This window comes from Pseudomonas sp. NPDC088368, assembly GCF_044753445.1.
In the GTDB taxonomy this organism is placed as follows: domain Bacteria; phylum Pseudomonadota; class Gammaproteobacteria; order Pseudomonadales; family Pseudomonadaceae; genus Aquipseudomonas; species Aquipseudomonas bambusae.
Map to the genome: position 1 here is coordinate 1 of NZ_JBIVNG010000003.1, position 16323 is coordinate 16323.

The window sequence follows — 16323 nt, forward strand, 5'->3', positions numbered from 1 at the left end:
GGAATCTAGGCACGTCCGTGACACTTACTGGGTATGGAGGCGGCAAAATTAGCTCTCTCTCATAAGCTCGCTCACACACCGGCCAATAAGCCCTCAAGGGGGAGAAAGAGAACCGCGACTACGTTTACGAGTATCGGCGCGTGCCGGAATTCGCGGAACTTGAGGGCCGCCTGGTCCTTGATTACAAAAAACCACGGGCCAACTATCTCTTTCTGGAAACCTGCTTGAAAGGCATGACACTCTCGTCGGTGTACGAAACGCCTCTCACGGTAGGCAAGTTTCCTGGTTTCAAGGAAGTGGATGTGACTCATAAGGAGTTGAAGCTAATCGTGAATCAAGGGCTGGAGTCTTGGCAGACGGCCCTCAGCGGCGTCGCTGGCGTGTATCTGATTTCAGACAATACCAAGGGCGAGCAACAGCTCTACGTTGGCTCTGCGACTGGTACAGGCGGTTTGTGGGATAGGTGGGTGACCTATTCCAAGAATGGCCACGGAGGCAACACGCGCATTACCGATTTGCACAAAAAACGCGGTGATGGCGTCGCAGACAATTTCCGCTTCAGCATTCTGGAGATTGTAGACAAGCACACCGGCGTGGATGAGATGAAGCTCAAGGAAATCCACTGGAAGCAGAGGCTTTTGCCTCGCGACAGCGGGCTAAATGGCAACTGAATCTGCACCATCACCTCAAACTGCCCGCCGCACGACCATTCTCGAAGAGAGTTGAATGACATGCTGCGGGCTATCTATTTGTGTCGCCTAGTCCCCGAGATCTGGCTGGTAAACGAAGAGACATGCTGGCCCTACGCGACCTTCTCTACGCCTTGATAAAGTACATTTCGATATCTTGGATGATCGCGAAGGACCGTTCGACGTTCTCATCAATCGTAGCGTTCAAACCCGCGACAACCGCCTTAGAGCGCTCAGTCCTGATGACTCCCAACAGATCCATTTTGTCGATCAGGTAGCAGACGAAGGTCATACAAAATGCCGTCAGAGCGCCAACCAGAACGGCAATTAGGATTGAAGCGATAGGAACAAACATTGGGACGCTAAGTATCAGTTTCTCGACCATCTCCTCCAACGCCACGCCTCCGATCACTACCCCACCAACCGCGAGAAGCTTCATGGCTTCGTGAGCGGCCTGGTCGAAGGTCAGTCCCTCAGGCGGGAATACCATCACCTTGAGAGCCTTGAGGAGGGAGAAAACACCCTCCCGAATCATCCTGACTGCTCTCTTACCAGTCGTTACAAACATGTTGATCAGCATCGTTACGGCGTTGGAAACGAAGCCAGATATGAAACCGCCCGAAAAACCTACGATGAGGTTTTGCCATTTTGCGGCCACCTTTTCACCTACGCTTCTCAGCCGTAGGATCAGTTCATCCAGCACCGTGTCTTTCTGCTTGCCGTTCTGATAAAGATCTTTGATTTCTTCAAATGAGCTGGAAAAAATCTCCACCATCAATATGCCGAACGCCTGCTGACTACCCATTTTCAGGCCTTCGTTGACACCTGTGACAGCCGCATTTTTCGCATAGAACGCCGATTTTTCTGCTAGAGACGGCGCATGCTTTTCTGCTGTCGCCTTCCCCTTTGCTACGGCAGCGTCGAACTGCTCCCGTTTGATTTTGAATTCGACCTCGTTCGTGACTGTACGACCATCAGATTTGCGATCCGCCCATTCAGGCTTGTCATGATCCCGCATCGACTGATTGATCGAACGTGCCGTCGACACCATGTTGTCCGTATCGGTGGCAAAGTCCGCCTTTTCGGTGTCGGAGAGCATGTACCCTCCTCTCTTATGAAACGCAGAATTGGCAATAACGTGGTCTGGACTGGAGTTGGAAGCTTTGATTCTCTCGCCGGTGTACCCATCAGTCAGGTAGGCATCCTGGTCGAGTTGGCTTTTGGTGAAGGTGCTACCAACAGAGTTCTTCCCCTGACCTTCGAATCGCTTGCCATCGCTATTTCGCGATCCTGTGTAATCCGTCCGCCGGTACTCATCCTCAGTTCGGGCGTAAATCTTCTGCTCGGCGTTGTGAATGGTCGTTACGTTCCCGCCCACTTTATCGTGGACCGCGATGACCTTACCAAGCCCTAACGGACCAGCAATAGCACCAATCACATCTCGCTGACATTTACTAAGCATGTCTTCAAGACGAGCTGAGTCAAATCCTGCCTCCAGCTCTTTTAAGAGCTGATCGGCCTCCGCAGAGTTGTCACTGGTTTCGAGAGACAGCGCCGAGAGAAAACTCATGGACGTCAGTCTTGAGAGATCGGCTTCAGCACTTAGCAGCTCAGCAACGGCCTCTGGAGCAGCCGCATTGTGGATTAACGGCCTCCCGCCTACAGCAGATTTAAGCGCTTGCTGCTTTTTGAATAATTCAAGTTTGCTCATTGAGATCCCATCCTTAGGCGGTTTTCAATTGATTCCACGCCTGCATAAAGGCATCTTCCTGGGAGTCGACGGTGCCGTCAGAACGGACTACCAAATTGATAATGTCGTCGAAGATCGACATCCCAATTCCCGACTCTTTCGCCAAGGCAAAAGCTTCAGGCAGCGTCGGAGGAGTCTCGTACAGGCACTTGATGTCGGCGATCACCGAATCGGGCATTTCAGCGGCGGACAGGCCTGAGATGAAAAGCTCAATGCTCTCCTTCTCTTCATCACAAATCACTCCGTCGCAGTTCGCGGCAGATATCGCGACAGCGTGCATCGCAACGACGCTATCAAAAAACCGACCTGCATCGGTCAGCAGTGTGAACACCTGCTCAAGCTTACCCCGCAGCTCTTGGACCACTACTGCGTTCTCGGCTTTCCCCGTTTCATAACCCTTCTGGAATCCCCGCTCCCGAGCGGCGCTTTCATCACCAAGGTGAACCCCAATCACAGCCCCGGCTACGCCTGCCCCTACAGCGGCGGCGACAGCACCACCGCTTGCGAGAGAACCTGCAAGCGTGGCCGCGCCCAACAAAGACCCGCCCCCGGTAAATGGCACCGCGGCCACGGCGGCAACACCTACGACTGCCCCGCCTGCGACGGCCCAATAATTCAGCGAGCCGTCTTCATTCTCAAGCTTCGTAGCGAGATCGCTGACGTAATCATGCGAAGCTTCATAAGCATCCGATGCAGCTTCAGTTACGGACTCAGTTACATTGGATATGGTTTCAGAGGTAGCTGCGTACGCGTCAGTAGCGACATCTACGACCTTGTCGGCTACATCAGAGACGACCTCTCTTGTCGACGAATACGCATCAGATACGATTTCTGCGGCAGACGAAACGGTATCGACAGTAGCGTCATAGGCGTCAGAAATCTTATCTGCCACCTTGTCGCCCGCCTCAACTACGGTTTCCTTGGCAGCGTCGTATGCCCTGGATAGAGCATCACCTATTGAGGAAAAGATATGGGTCGTACCTACTCGGACAAACAGGTCAGGAGTGGCATCCTGCTCACACAAAGCGCTGTAAAAATTTTCTGCCGTCTGACAATAAATCCTTCTAAACATCATCAACCTTCCTTCACAGCATTGGCCTGAGTGAGCAACAGCGCGAGACGCGATTAGGACCGGGTCGAACGCGCGAGCGATTACCAACGAATCGGCAGAAGGCTGAAAAGATTTAGGGATGATGAAGCAAATTGCTATCAGTAAAAGACGATGGTGCAGGTTGTATGCTGGTCACCACTCGCCGGCGCTTGGATCTATGAATCAGAGCGTAGGATTGGCAAGCCGCAGAGGGCCTACTAGCATCATTTCGTACCCCGCTCCCATCTAGTTGATCGTCGACTAAGGGACCCTAAGCTCAACGTTCTCTGCCGTAGTAGACGGCGCTTCTTTGCTGGGCGCGCGAGCGAGGTACAGCCCTAGCAACCCGCCAACAAACAGAGCTACCGCAACCATTAACAACGCTGAGTCGTAGCTCTGAGTAGCGTCCTTGATCCACCCCATCACAGGTGGCAGACCTAGCCCGGCGATATTGGCGATCGAGTTGATGAGAGCGATCGACGCCGCAGCCGCAGCTCCAGATAGGTACTCGGTCGTAGTGGCCCAGAAAACTGGCGTGGCCGCCCAATTTAAGCCTACCGCGATTACCAACATTGCATAGGCCAGCCACGAACTACTCGTGGCTACCGCAGACGCCAGAAGCGCACCTGCGATCATGAGTGGCAGCCCCAGATGCCAGGCACGCTCGCGCTTACGATCGGAATGAGTGCCGTTGAAGTACATGAAGATGCATGCAAACAGAAATGGCAGCGCAGACAGAGCGCTGACGGTAAAAGACTCTTGGCCGGAAACTGACTTCACAATTAACGGCAGAAACAGGGTTATGCCGATCGTGCCGAATGCTTGGAGTAGCCAGAAAAGGCTCAATAGCCAAACCTGCCGACTACGGAACGCTGCTGACCAGCCCGCATGGTGCGAGATCGGAGTTGCGGCCTGCTCGGCAGCGATTGTCTGGCTCAACCATTCCTTCTGGTCGTCCTGAAGCCAGTGCGTTGTCGCCGGACTATCTGGCAGGTAACGCAGAACAACGATCCCAAGAATGACAGCTGGCAACCCTTCCAATAGGAACAGCCAACGCCAGCCACTGATGCCGAAATATCCGTCTAGATGTAAAAATGCGCCTGAAAGCGGCAGCCCAATCACAGAGGCCAAAGCAGCACCGATGTAGAAGAAGGACATTGCTTTTGCGCGGTCGCTGCGCGGGTACCACTGTGAGAGATAGTAAATGATCCCTGGCGTGAAGCCAGCTTCTGCCGCGCCCAATAACAGTCTCATCCCGTAGAGCTGATTGGCACTCTGGACGAATGCAAGTCCTGCGGCAACGATGCCCCAAGTGATCATGATTCGCGCGATCCAACGTCGGGCCCCGACCCTGGTAAGGATCACGCTGCTAGGCACTTCGAAAATGATGTAGGTGAGGAAGAACAGCCCTACCCCGATGCCATACATTCTGGCGGTTAGCCCCAGCTCGGCGTTCATTTGAAGCGCAGCAACTGAGATGTTCGATTTGTCGATATAAGCGACCATGTAGAGCAACATCAAAAATGGAATGAGCTTGATGTTGAGTCGTTTCATGGTGCTGGCATGCAGGCCTGAATTCACGGACGGCTGTTGCATATCGCCTCTCTGTTTTTGTTATGAGACTTCTGGGTCGTGTGGCTCCACCATAGACGACCAATCGCAGCAACTCAACATATGACTATTAATCCCATATATTGGGATCTGGAATTTTGAATTTCAGTTGGCTTTGAGTTCTATTCAAAGGCTCAACACTGCTCGCATGTATGCAGTGCAAGCCATAGGCTATCATTCAGAAATGCCTCGCCTGATCGCAGTCAAAGCAACCCGTGCAGCTTGAAAACAAGGAATGTGTAATGAGCAAAATTTACCCTATTGAAGATGATGTCCCGCTACCTCTTAGTGACGACAAAGAAAAGCCAAAGAAGAAACCTTTAACCAAAGATGAAAAGATTGAAAAGGAGAAGAAAGAGCTTCTAGCTTCTGTGGCTGCCGCTGACTTCTCTTCTTTGAAACCCAGAGTTGCATATATACTAAATCTTTACCCCCACACTCGAAACAGCGACATCTCGCTCTCTTTGAAATACTGGGAAATATTCCAACCGGATCTTTACAAGGAAAGCGGAATTCTGCCGAAGGATTTGTTCAAGCTGGAAAGGCTCCATTACATAGTTCGTGCTCGTGCCAAAATACAAAATGAATATGAGCTGTTTTTAGCGGATACCGAAATCAAAAAAAGCCGCAGAAGAAATGAAGAAAAAATGGAAGGCGCGGTCATTGATGACTCACCGCCGGTCAAGAAAGTGCATATATTTTCTGATGAAACAGGAAAAACCCACAAGTTCGTTATGGTCGCATCTGTGTGGGTTCTCAATGGCAGAGCGGTATTCGCCACCAGCAAAGCAATAAATGACTGGAAAGCGAAATCTGTCTGGAAAAATAGAGAGATTCATTTTACAAAATTCGGCAAAAGCGATTACGAGACACTTAAATCGTATCTAGGGGTCATTTTAGAGAATCGTGAATATCTAGGATTTAAGTACATAGCGGTCGAACGGGCCAAAACCAATCGCCCGATCGAAGAAACAATTCTCAAATTGCATGAGCTGATGCTGGCACGTGGCGCAGCTCATGAGCTGGAAAACGGAAGGATAGACCTACCAAGAGAGGTTGAGGTAACTGTGGATGAAGAGCAATCGCTAGACTCGTTTGTGATTTCCGACCTAAGAGACCGTATCGGAGAAACCTTCCATAAACGGTATGAGCATAAGCTTCAACTGACTTCATTGCAGACTGCTTCATCCAAGAATAGCGCTCTCATTCAGTTGTCAGATGTCATCGCTGGGGCGATAGGTCGAGTTCTTAACCATGATGGAGAACGTAATTTCAAAGACGATATGGCTGACCTCATTATCCAGATGCTGGATCTAAAAATTGAAGAAGGCGACCTTGACGGACTCGATTCTGCGGCAAGATTCAACGTCTAAGGCTTCTGACAAGGCATGCCCATAAGCCGGGCATGCCTGCCAATGCCTCGACCCGCCCAGCGCCTTTAGGTCCATTCGTCTGTTCGGATTCGAGCACGACCCAGAGATCATTTCTCCAGATCTACCCAAAGAAGTGCGTACCAGGCGTCTTAGCCACATTACAACGAGGCATGCCGATACCCAGCGTTGGTGGAATCGCTACGCAGGCTCGCCGACATCGCTGGCTACTACAGGGCGGTGCGTACAGTTACTATAACTGGCGCAACTTGGCTGTCTTACCTCCTAGCCACGATGGTCAATTATTGGCTGCGCCGAATCGGCTAGGTCTCCCCTGCACATCTGCAACCTTGCTGGCATACGTTCGGATCTGACCACTCCACATTATCTATAGAGGACACCCTCCATCTATCCAGGCTCTTTTAATTGGTTGACACCTGATCTCACTGGTTCTGTGCCCTCATAAGCCCTCTCTACTCTTCCAATAGCCTGAACGGAGAAGTGCCTCTCCTCCGCTCGTTGACTGGCACTCTGCTAGCACCTACGATTCTCGTCCTTTAGCCGTCATGGAGAGATCGTTGTGGCTGATTCCAAGGTAGGAATGGTTTTTAAGTCGGCTGTGATGTGGCTGCTTTTTGCCGTGTTTGTGATCATTGGCTTGGTAGGCATGTTCGCGAGCGTTTTATCAGGCGCGATCATGCTCATCGCAGCCTGTATTTTTGTGCCTCAAATCAATCGCTCGATTGAAGAAAAAACTAACGTGCCCGTCACACCAGGCATGCGAACTGTGATCATTTTGGTGTGCCTTGGCTTTTTCATTTACACAAGTAACAACGCGATGGACGCCGACCGTGCTCAGCGCCAAGCCCAAGAAGCAGTTGCTAACCAGCAAAAGGCCGAGCAAGCCCTAAAAGAGAAACGCGAGTACGTTGCGGCCAATAAGGACGCGATCCTCGCAGAAATGAACACCCTGATCGTCAAGCAAGATTACGCCGCTGCTACTGCGCTGGGATCGAAGTATGGAAATGCCGGTAGCTACGACATCGACCAAGCGCTGTCGAAGGTATCTGCCCAAAAAGCAGAGGCTGAGAAGCAGCAGAAGAAAGCCACACTGCTAGCCTCGCTCAGCGGGCTCAAGCAGGACGATTACAAGGCCCAAGCGTCAACGTACGCGCAGCTCGCAGCAATTGATCCGTCCCACCAGTCCAATGCTGATAAATACTCAAAAATCGCTGAGCAACGGGCTCAGGAAGCCAAGGCACGCGAACAAGCCGCAGCTGAAAGGTCCCTGAAACAGACCATGGGCCTGATCTGGGACTATGCAGAGAATGAAGACAATATGTCCGGGAAATCTGTACGCCGGGCGTATGTTTCTTCCCTTAACACTGTGAATTTCAGATTTCCGTACGAGGGTACTCAGCGAGCCACCCTCACGATCCGTAAGCACCCTCGCTGGGGTACATCCGTATACATATCCATCGATAAAGGCCAGTTCGTCTGCGGCTACGATGACTGTGATGTCCGTGTGCGATTCTCTAAAGGCAGTGCTCAGCGCATGACTGCAAGCGAGCCTGACGATCACAGCTCGAACATCTTATTCATCAGCAATACATCGTCTTTTATTGGCCAAGCTCGAAAATCAGAAAAGGTCTTCATCGAAGCTGGTTTCTACCAAGAAGGCAATAAAGTCTTTGAATTCGACATCTCAGGTCTGGATTGGAAATGAGTGCTCGTCTGACGATGGGGCTTTTACGCTGCGAGGTTGAGATCAGGCGAGCTGAGAAGCCAGCGACATTACCCGCTCCTCTCGCTGAACCTCTGCCCCTACCCCTTCTGGGAGCTTTCGGCCGTAACGGCCGGTTTAGCTCTTCGTACTGACAAAAGTTTATTCTACGAGAGGTGCTTCTCGCACTGACCGCAGAGCTGCTCACTCAAGACCCACCTGGGCAGCTTCCAGGACGGATGCGCCTTTGGTCTGCGTCTCACACATCCGGATAAGGGGCGAGTCGAATCTCGCAGAGAATGCCCCCCCTTACGCTACACAAAATTTATACGTCGACTTCCTCAAGCCTGAAAAAACGGCCACCTACGCTGAGGGCAGGAAAAACCTTACATGTGGCATAGGGTAGGCTGTACTGGACGCTCGCCCGCCGAATATCGAACACATACTCACCCCGCCTCCTCCCGTATGCTTGTTCACATTGAAGATCGGTCAAAGTGCCTACGCGTTCGCCATTCGCCTCTGCTGTGGCAATGATGAACTCACATATGGTCTCAGGCTTCTCGTCAGCTATCTCGCCCGTTTTTTCGAACCGCCGCTGACTGGAAAAACTGCCACCCCCGGAGGATGTGCCGATCCGGTTGAACACAACCTCTACGAGGGTTACGAGTTCCATCACATGTCTCCTCCGCCGGAGCGCACGATCGATTGCACTCCATGGTGGCAGTAGAAAAAAAAATTGAAGATCGAGCGCATCGCGTCGTTCAACGCTTAGGCATCCTGCTGCTTCTGCAACTGGAGTTTCCCATCCACGTCCTTCACCAGCCCACTCGCCAAGAAAAGCGGCATCAGTCGATTGCGGATGCTGCCGTCGACAAATTGCTCGACCGTCGACAGTTGTAGTTCACCTGAAATATCCAGGTCTGCTTTGGTATAAGAGAGCCATGCCTTTTTCAAAGCTGCTAGGACATCGCTACCCGAGGTGATCGCGAAGCGACGATTTACCTGCCGGCCATCGATCTCAAACGTGTGTTGGTGGTCGTAGCCTGTCTCTACACCGCCAGCCGATTTGCAGCGAATACAGGTGCAAGGTCCAGCCACAAAGGCGTCACCGACCAGCTTGTTGAAGTCTCGGACCGGTTTAAGCGACAGGCGCTTATCCACCTCAAACAGGTCGCCGGTCATTTTTTCCTCTGAAGTCAAAATCGTTCCCTCTGTGTGGAATGTGTTTGTTGGCACGGCACAATATCAGCCGATTTCTGTTTGCAGCTATTTTCTGCACGCGTCCTGAATCGCAGATCCATGTAGGTGGGCAGTCAGCGATTTTTGTCAGGCGCTGGTTGCTACTCTTTTCTTACCCCGGGATCGGTCCGGTTTACATTGCGGGCTGAAGGCCGCGCATTTTCTCGCGCATCGGGCACCCACTCCAGTCAGATTACGGAGCACTACCTCCGTTTTTTGAGCATCAATTCCTGGCCGACATCTGAGTTCGGATGCAGGAAACCGATGACATCAAAGCCTACTTCCCCGCCCAGTCGGATGCCTCATCGCCCTGCGTTAAAGCCGCCTTGCCGAGGATGATCCCATGATGCCATAGTGACATTTCTAATGGACTGGAAGGTGGTTGCTGTGGAGTCAAAAAGGATTGCTTTACTCATCGATTGCGACAACGTAAGCCATGCCGCTATAGGGGGCGTACTCGATGAGTTGGCGAAATATGGAATGGTCAACATCAGGCATGCGCACGGGAACTGGAGTTCGCCGCATTTGGCAGGATGGGTCGAAAAAGTCCATCCCTACGCGATACGCCCGATGCAGCAATTCGCTTTCACCAAGGGCAAAAACGCCACGGACTCGGCGATGATCATCGATGCGATGGATCTGCTCTACAGCAAGAACGTCGACGCATTTGCCCTCATGACCAGTGACAGCGATTTTACCCCGCTCGTACTTAGGCTATTGGAGAGCGGTCTGCCGGTCTACGGATTTGGGGAGAAGAAAACCCCGAGACCATTCGTGGATGCGTGTTCCCTGTTTATTTATACCGAAAACCTTATGGGCGACGAGCAGGATAAGGCGACGGAAGATCAAGCGTCTGCATCTCCTAAGCGTTCTCGAAACGAGTTACGCAACGACACCTCACTGGTTCGACTACTCAGAACGGCAGCAGAAAAGACAGCCGACGATGCAGGCTGGTCGCACCTCAGCCAAGTTGGTCAGTACATCCGCAACAACAGCTCATTTTCAGCTGTGAATTACGGGTATCGAACCCTGGGCGATCTCATCCGAGCTTCAGATCTGTTCGACACTGATATGCGTCACGGAGGAACAGCGATGTTTATCAAGTCAGCTCGGCGAACTAATCCGACGCAAAACACGCCGGCTGAACGCGTCAACGCGTAGAGCTTGAGCTGATGGATAAGCAACAGCGATCACGCACAAACGCGCTGGACCTACTCGCCGATGCAATACGGTGCACCCACACCCTGAGTGCCACATTCACCAAAGCCAATCATCGTAAATCGGTCGGTTGCTTGGTTGCGATTTGAACGCCGCGCGACAGGCTCACCTCATCATGATCAGCGAGGCAACATGGCGCTATTTTCTCAGGACCAGCTAGAAGCGATTGCAAACGCCCTAGGTGATACAGGAGCGGGTCTAACTGGCAGGGAAATCGAGTTTCTCCTCGCCTCCGCCAAGATGAGTGATCCTGGCGCAATTACGAAGCGCATTAGAATCTATAACGCGTTCGCCGAAAGTCAAAACACCAAGCGCGATCGAAGCCATGTGCTGGCGTTCATACGGTTCGCCATGAAACCTGCCCGATACAGCCAGTCGCCAGAGCGATTCGAACCCATGCGGGCACTTCTCAACCAGGCCTTGGCATTTGCATCTCTCCAAGTCGATCAGGCAGGGAATCTCGTGTCCGCGGACGCGGTACACACCCTCCCTGAAGCTCAACGTCGAGCCCGTGACCTTCGTGCAGATCTGGAAGGCCGAGGTGTGCATCCAGATGTTTTGGAGTTCTGCCGTGCAGAGCTTTTGGCGGACAACTACTTCCACGCCGTTCAAGAAGCTGTGAAGAGTGTTGCCGCAAAAATGAGAACACGCACCGGTTTGACCGACGACGGAGGAACGCTGGTGGATCGCGTGCTCGGAGGCGAGCCTCCTCTTCTAGCAATCAATCCGCGTTCTACGGTCAGCGAGAAAAGCGAACAGAGCGGATTCGCAAATTTGGTCCGAGGCACCTTCGGAATGTTCCGTAACCCCACAGCACATGAAGCTCGCATCCACTGGGAAATGACTAAGGAAGACGCCGAGGATTTGCTCACCATCGTTTCACTTATCCATCGGCGCCTAGACAAAGCGCATATGCCATCAAGGGTGGTTTGATCGATTGGGGCTACGTCAAAATCCCTGCTTGCGCGATTCATCGAAGACATCTGCGCCGGGCGCGGATTGAGCTTTCAACACATAAAATTGATAAGGAGCGAGTTATGGTTTCGGTGGAGCGCTACAAGGCCGCGCTGAGCGAGCTAGCAAAAGAAGACTCCAAACTGATACAGAACGGATTCGCAATGCTCAAAGCTAACTACAGATCGCCAGGCCGATTGATCAGCGCGACGCGATTGTCACTCGCCGCAGATGAGAGCTACACCGCCTACGGCACGGCCAATATTCAGTATGGGTATTTTGCTCGTCGAATTGCTGAACTCATGGACCACACGCCAGATGTTGTCGTCGAAGGGGACCTTCGGTGGACTTACACGCTGTGCAATGCCCATGCAGACAAGGACCGCGATGGGCATTTTCAATGGATTCTGAGGCCAGAAGTGGCTACGGCCCTGGAGCAACTCGGCTTGGTTACAAAAACCAACGACGCTGATGCTTGGGATGACCTACAGGCTGCGGAAGCTGACGCTCTGGCGCTGCCCATAAAAGACCGCATCGCTTACCAGAAAGCACGAATTGGACAAGGTAGGTTTCGTGACTCGCTTATCAGCTATTGGGGTGGCTGCGCAGTCACTGGATGCAAGGTGCTCGAAATACTGATCGCTTCGCACATGAAGCCCTGGCGCGATTGTGATTTCTATGAGGCCACGACTATGCCCAACGGCCTTCTACTTCTTCCGAATCTGGACGCGGCCTTCGACAAGGGGCTCATCACCTTCGAGGATGACGGCCAGATAAGACTGTCGCCTCAGTTGAAATCGTCGACCTCCGAGATCCTAGGCATCAAAGGCGATATGCGCTTAGTCAAGGAACTCACTGACTACCACCTCCCATTCCTACAGTACCACCGAGCTGAGGTGTTCAGATCGAATCCATAGCTTACTTCCGAGTTAGCGGGACACGAAAGAAAGCGGGTGTAATCGGCCGTACCAAGCGTCCTTCCACTGTGCGCCGGGCCGCACAATACAAGCCGCACCGGCCGCTCGGAATATTCGGCCGCATCGGCCGGAATGGCCCCAGATTTCTTTTCCGGGTTTTATGCTGTAGGCCACGGCCGAATGAATGGCACGACATAAACGTCTGGCGGACAAATTTTCAAACCTTGGTTTCAGGCGATGAACCTTCCCTGCCAATTTCCTACAAGGGCTTGCATCGTTATAATACGTCCACTGCATTCCTTTTACGGGGCACTCTATTTGTTCCCAAAATGGTGCAGAATCACTCAAGCACTAGCTGATTCATGATTAAAAACTCATACGCGGCTGGGAGTAAAAGCGTCAATTGAATGATCTACTGGCTGCACTGGTTGAGTTTATATTCCAGGCAATTTGCTTCCCTATCGGCTGGCCTTTGATGAAGATCTTCACTTTAGGGAAGTATCCCTCTAAAGGCTCTTGGTTTTCAGAAACCCCTTCAGCCCAATGGACATCTGCGATTGGGCTAGCCGTTTTGGTCGGCGCGCTGATGGCAACGATGAAGCAGTTCGGGCTTGCTTAACAAGAAAGGCTAAGCAGTAGATCAACACGCTTGCCCAAGAGGAAACTGACAAATAGCGCTTGAGCGGCCACTGATGTTGCTGGTCGCAGGGTGACCAATGCATCAACGCTGAGCGCAGCTGCCTTGGGAAAAGCGACAGCAATCTCCCTCGCCTCTAGGTTCAGGTTCCTCGAATTGAAAGGCTAGACCTGAATTCGGTTAACCGTCCTCGCCATAAACACAACGGTCTCGGCCTAGGTGATGGGGGAAAGGATCCCAGGCGATACAGCTCGGCAGCCCGATCACTGTACCGAGCTTGTGACTCGGCAAATCACCGGATCTCCCCCTATGTTCAGGACCAGTATCTCATCGAAAAGACTGAAGCGCTTTCTACGGCAGGCATTCTTTATCATGAGGCCGCTACTCTGACTAACGAATCCAATGGCCTCTAAGCACTTGACTTTAAAGAATCAAAAATCACACTGACAGAATTTAAATACTTAACACTTTAATATATGAATATCGCATCAACGCTTTCTATAAAAATTTCAACAACGCCCTTGACAACATCGCCGGCGGGCTGCTTTTATTTACACACAGCATCCAGTACCAAATCTAAATTCCAGATGAAAACTGCTAACTCTCGGTGATCGAAAAATCATGAGATAGCCAGTTGATCATCTAACGACTGACGAACATAGGAGCTACTCATGATACCCCAAAAGCTACCAATCAGCAGACACGACTTGCATTTAAAAAAGATGACCTCCGTAGCAAAAACCCTGAGAAAACTAGCACCAGAAATCGAATCCCTTGGTAAATCAATGAATATAGTTGCAAAAGTACTGGGATATCAAAATCTCACTGATCTTCAAAATTCAGCTCTGCCTGTATTAGAAACCAACTATACGCAAGCTGAAATTGATCTCTACATTGCAAAAAAAACATTCAAAATAGCGTACTTTCTTAATACAAATGACAACATGCGCTGTTTGCAGATAGCACGACAAATGAAACTCTATCTTTTTGAATCGCTCAGGGTACGTTCAAATGAGCGAGTTGAACACTCGACCGATGAACAATTGGATTGTTCGGCACCGGATCAAGGTCCAGTAATCCCGATCATAATAAAAAAGCGCAAGCGCCTTTTGCTCAGACCGTAATGCAGTAGCACGGCTCGAATTTAAGAGTCTCAAGATGACTTGCGATGAACGATCAAGAAAGCAATATGTTGACCCCGCTCGTTATATTCGGCCGGATCGGCCGGAATGGCCCCAGCGCTTTTAGCTCAGAAACGTACCGCTTTCCTTGGAGACTGATTTCAGACGCGTCAACGCTCCTCTGGGTCTGCCTGGACGTTGTACTCTCGCAACAAATCATTGACGGCTCCTACTACCCTTGGCTCTCTGATCAACTCCAGGCTTGTGTATGAAACAGCAACGGCAATCTTCATCGCCTCCGGCGACAGAATCAGCGGATCAAAAGGCCAAATTTGGATTTGGCTCACAGTCGCGTCCCTAAACGCGAACGTCTCGACCTCGGTGATTGACGACGAGATTTGCCCCCAGCGCTCAAGGCTCACGCCATATGTCTTTTGAGGTCGGTCAGCGAGCATAGTGTGCTTCTCTAAAAAGCTGTCGCCCACTTCAGTAAATCCTGCCGAATCAAAATCCTTCACATAAACATCTGCGAGACGCGGCGATGACACGCACGCGCGGAGTACTCGCCATGGGGTGCGACCGTCATCCAACGTGTACTCCTCACTGAAATGCCGGAGGAGTCGCCGCAGAAGCTGTGGATGATTCGCCATCATGAGGCTTGAGCTATCAGTCACTTTCTTGCCCGCCTTTGCCAAGCCAATCGCGCTCAAGCACCTGAAGCAATGCGGTTAGCTTCCGGTACTCAGCTAGGGTCCTGAGTTCGCTGGGCGCCTTGTTGTCCAACTCAGGATTTCTTTGGCGCCACCAGCCCTCGGTCATCTCCGAATGTACTGTATAGAGGTCCAAGACTCGGACGATCACATCAGTCCGAATGTCGGCGATCGCCTGCTCTGCGCTGTCTGCTACAGCCTCATCGGTAAGCTGCGAAATCGTGGAATCGAACAAGACAGTTCGCGTGTAGCTAGCCCAACGCCCATCTGCATCGCCGCTCAGAATATTTCCCGCCGTGGTCTCCACCAAATAGCGCGGCAGTCCTCGTCCCGGCTTGAGACGTGTTATCCGATTTACGCGCCCTAAGCCGTACACCCCGTCTTCCGCAGACCCAGCGTCATTTGGGGACAAAACTTGGATCGTATCGATTGATACGCCCTTCTCCTTCCCACTCAACACTCGGTCGAGCAACACAAGGCTGGGAGTCATCATCATTCGATGCTCTGGGAAATCTGTAGGACGATCGCCCAGATAGCAGGCTTTCGCGCAGAACAGTCTGGCGTCCAAAGAATGTGAGACGTGATCGTAGAAGGTGTCGCTAGTGACACCACCACCTAAGGGGGCTTTCGAGTGAGTTTGAAACACGGTATTAGTCCTCTTTGCTTACAGGTTGGAATTGCAGTGGTACTAGGTGTGCTTAGCCAGGGTTATCAAGGCGGCATTGATCGCACAGCACACGAACCCAGCCTTTTGGCCCTCGCGCCATCACCCCTTTATTCCCACACAGCTCGCAGGTTACGTAAGACATAGCGACTGCTGTGTCGATTACACCATTGCAGTAGTCATCAGCACCGGAAAACGTGCATCTCAGAATTCCCATCTTGTGCTTGATTTCGGTAGCGACGATCTGTGGTCGGGCTGTGGCGTCGACGCGAAACTGAAGCTGCCTGCACATAGCAGCTATCAAGGGAGCCCAGCCATCTCCACAGTCAATCCCCCACAGATAGTCATCAGGGTCTGATTCCTTGATATTGAAAATTTCAGGAAACTTTGACAGCAGGGTTCTCTCAAGCTTTTCGTTCACTTGGGGCTCCTATAAGGACAATAACATTGACACTGACCGAGTTAACTAAAATTAAGGCATACAAAGTACATGCCCTCAAAGCAGATAACTGCATTACAGGCTGAAAGATGGAGTAACACGAGAAGCAAAAGTTGCTGACATCAGGCCACCTTAAGGCAGCAGTCGGTTAATTAACAAATACGCTACATGACTTTCTTCTCGAATTCAAA

The 16323-nt window shown here is 51.6% G+C and carries 15 protein-coding genes; 7 read left to right on the top strand and 8 right to left on the bottom strand.

All coding sequences use genetic code 11. From position 1 onward, the window contains the following. Window positions 1-140: 140 nt before the first annotated feature. Window positions 141-671 (top strand): GIY-YIG nuclease family protein, encoded by a 531-nt coding sequence (locus tag ACIQAL_RS06430; protein ID WP_401143778.1) that lies wholly within the window; start codon window positions 141-143, stop codon window positions 669-671. Window positions 672-816: 145 nt separating this feature from the next. Here ACIQAL_RS06430 and ACIQAL_RS06435 read toward each other — a convergent pair whose 3' ends face one another. The 3 genes from ACIQAL_RS06435 to ACIQAL_RS06445 all read right to left on the bottom strand — a co-directional run bounded on the left by ACIQAL_RS06435 (window position 817) and on the right by ACIQAL_RS06445 (window position 5125). Continuing rightward, complete coding sequence (locus tag ACIQAL_RS06435; protein ID WP_401143781.1) at window positions 817-2400, bottom strand: hypothetical protein; 1584 nt, start codon at window positions 2398-2400, stop codon at window positions 817-819. Between the two features lie 13 nt (window positions 2401-2413). Next, window positions 2414-3514, bottom strand: a complete 1101-nt coding sequence (locus ACIQAL_RS06440) for a hypothetical protein (RefSeq protein ID WP_401143784.1) — start codon at window positions 3512-3514, stop codon at window positions 2414-2416. Between the two features lie 276 nt (window positions 3515-3790). After that, window positions 3791-5125 (bottom strand): MFS transporter, encoded by a 1335-nt coding sequence (locus ACIQAL_RS06445; RefSeq protein WP_401143787.1) that lies wholly within the window; start codon window positions 5123-5125, stop codon window positions 3791-3793. A 257-nt stretch (window positions 5126-5382) separates the two neighbouring features. On the opposite strand from ACIQAL_RS06445, the gene ACIQAL_RS06450 reads away from it, so the two are divergent. Together ACIQAL_RS06450 and ACIQAL_RS06455 are read left to right on the top strand one after the other, a co-directional pair. Then, the gene (locus tag ACIQAL_RS06450; RefSeq protein ID WP_401143789.1) at window positions 5383-6513 is read left to right on the top strand and encodes a DUF3800 domain-containing protein; all 1131 of its coding nucleotides are present in this window, start codon (window positions 5383-5385) and stop codon (window positions 6511-6513) included. Window positions 6514-7090: 577 nt separating this feature from the next. Continuing rightward, the gene (locus ACIQAL_RS06455) at window positions 7091-8236 is read left to right on the top strand and encodes a hypothetical protein (RefSeq protein ID WP_401143793.1); all 1146 of its coding nucleotides are present in this window, start codon (window positions 7091-7093) and stop codon (window positions 8234-8236) included. Window positions 8237-8558: 322 nt separating this feature from the next. On the opposite strand, the gene ACIQAL_RS06460 is transcribed toward ACIQAL_RS06455, so the two are convergent. Together ACIQAL_RS06460 and ACIQAL_RS06465 are read right to left on the bottom strand one after the other, a co-directional pair. Then, a complete protein-coding gene (locus ACIQAL_RS06460) occupies window positions 8559-8906 on the bottom strand; it encodes a hypothetical protein (RefSeq protein WP_401143795.1) in 348 nt (115 codons plus the stop codon). A 95-nt stretch (window positions 8907-9001) separates the two neighbouring features. Beyond that, on the bottom strand, window positions 9002-9433 hold the full coding sequence (locus ACIQAL_RS06465; protein WP_401143798.1) for a hypothetical protein: 432 nt from the start codon (window positions 9431-9433) through the stop codon (window positions 9002-9004). Window positions 9434-9838: 405 nt separating this feature from the next. Between ACIQAL_RS06465 and ACIQAL_RS06470 the strand changes: the two genes are divergently transcribed. From ACIQAL_RS06470 to ACIQAL_RS06485, 4 genes are all read left to right on the top strand, one after another. Beyond that, on the top strand, window positions 9839-10633 hold the full coding sequence (locus ACIQAL_RS06470; protein WP_401143801.1) for an NYN domain-containing protein: 795 nt from the start codon (window positions 9839-9841) through the stop codon (window positions 10631-10633). 189 nt (window positions 10634-10822) lie between these two features. Continuing rightward, a complete protein-coding gene (locus tag ACIQAL_RS06475; protein ID WP_401143804.1) occupies window positions 10823-11623 on the top strand; it encodes a TIGR02391 family protein in 801 nt (266 codons plus the stop codon). A gap of 104 nt (window positions 11624-11727) precedes the next feature. Continuing rightward, window positions 11728-12561, top strand: a complete 834-nt coding sequence (locus ACIQAL_RS06480) for an HNH endonuclease (protein WP_401143807.1) — start codon at window positions 11728-11730, stop codon at window positions 12559-12561. A gap of 1308 nt (window positions 12562-13869) precedes the next feature. After that, the gene (locus ACIQAL_RS06485) at window positions 13870-14322 is read left to right on the top strand and encodes a hypothetical protein (RefSeq protein ID WP_401143810.1); all 453 of its coding nucleotides are present in this window, start codon (window positions 13870-13872) and stop codon (window positions 14320-14322) included. Between the two features lie 167 nt (window positions 14323-14489). On the opposite strand, the gene ACIQAL_RS06490 is transcribed toward ACIQAL_RS06485, so the two are convergent. From ACIQAL_RS06490 to ACIQAL_RS06500, 3 genes are all read right to left on the bottom strand, one after another. Then, window positions 14490-14909 (bottom strand): hypothetical protein, encoded by a 420-nt coding sequence (locus ACIQAL_RS06490; RefSeq protein ID WP_401143813.1) that lies wholly within the window; start codon window positions 14907-14909, stop codon window positions 14490-14492. 76 nt (window positions 14910-14985) lie between these two features. Further along, complete coding sequence (locus tag ACIQAL_RS06495) at window positions 14986-15675, bottom strand: hypothetical protein (RefSeq protein WP_401143815.1); 690 nt, start codon at window positions 15673-15675, stop codon at window positions 14986-14988. Between the two features lie 52 nt (window positions 15676-15727). Then, complete coding sequence (locus ACIQAL_RS06500) at window positions 15728-16114, bottom strand: hypothetical protein (RefSeq protein ID WP_401143818.1); 387 nt, start codon at window positions 16112-16114, stop codon at window positions 15728-15730. Between the last annotated feature and the right edge of the window lie 209 nt (window positions 16115-16323).

Bases quoted from the DNA above. Each gene is read 5' to 3' on its own strand.
- ACIQAL_RS06435 (WP_401143781.1), bottom strand. From the start codon at position 2,400: ATGAGCAAACTTGAATTATTCAAAAAGCAGCAAGCGCTTAAATCTGCT.
- ACIQAL_RS06440 (WP_401143784.1), bottom strand. From the start codon at position 3,514: ATGATGTTTAGAAGGATTTATTGTCAGACGGCAGAAAATTTTTACAGC.
- ACIQAL_RS06445 (WP_401143787.1), bottom strand. From the start codon at position 5,125: ATGCAACAGCCGTCCGTGAATTCAGGCCTGCATGCCAGCACCATGAAA.
- ACIQAL_RS06450 (WP_401143789.1), top strand. From the start codon at position 5,383: ATGAGCAAAATTTACCCTATTGAAGATGATGTCCCGCTACCTCTTAGT.
- ACIQAL_RS06460 (WP_401143795.1), bottom strand. From the start codon at position 8,906: ATGGAACTCGTAACCCTCGTAGAGGTTGTGTTCAACCGGATCGGCACA.
- ACIQAL_RS06470 (WP_401143801.1), top strand. From the start codon at position 9,839: ATGGACTGGAAGGTGGTTGCTGTGGAGTCAAAAAGGATTGCTTTACTC.
- ACIQAL_RS06475 (WP_401143804.1), top strand. From the start codon at position 10,823: ATGGCGCTATTTTCTCAGGACCAGCTAGAAGCGATTGCAAACGCCCTA.
- ACIQAL_RS06480 (WP_401143807.1), top strand. From the start codon at position 11,728: ATGGTTTCGGTGGAGCGCTACAAGGCCGCGCTGAGCGAGCTAGCAAAA.
- ACIQAL_RS06485 (WP_401143810.1), top strand. From the start codon at position 13,870: ATGATACCCCAAAAGCTACCAATCAGCAGACACGACTTGCATTTAAAA.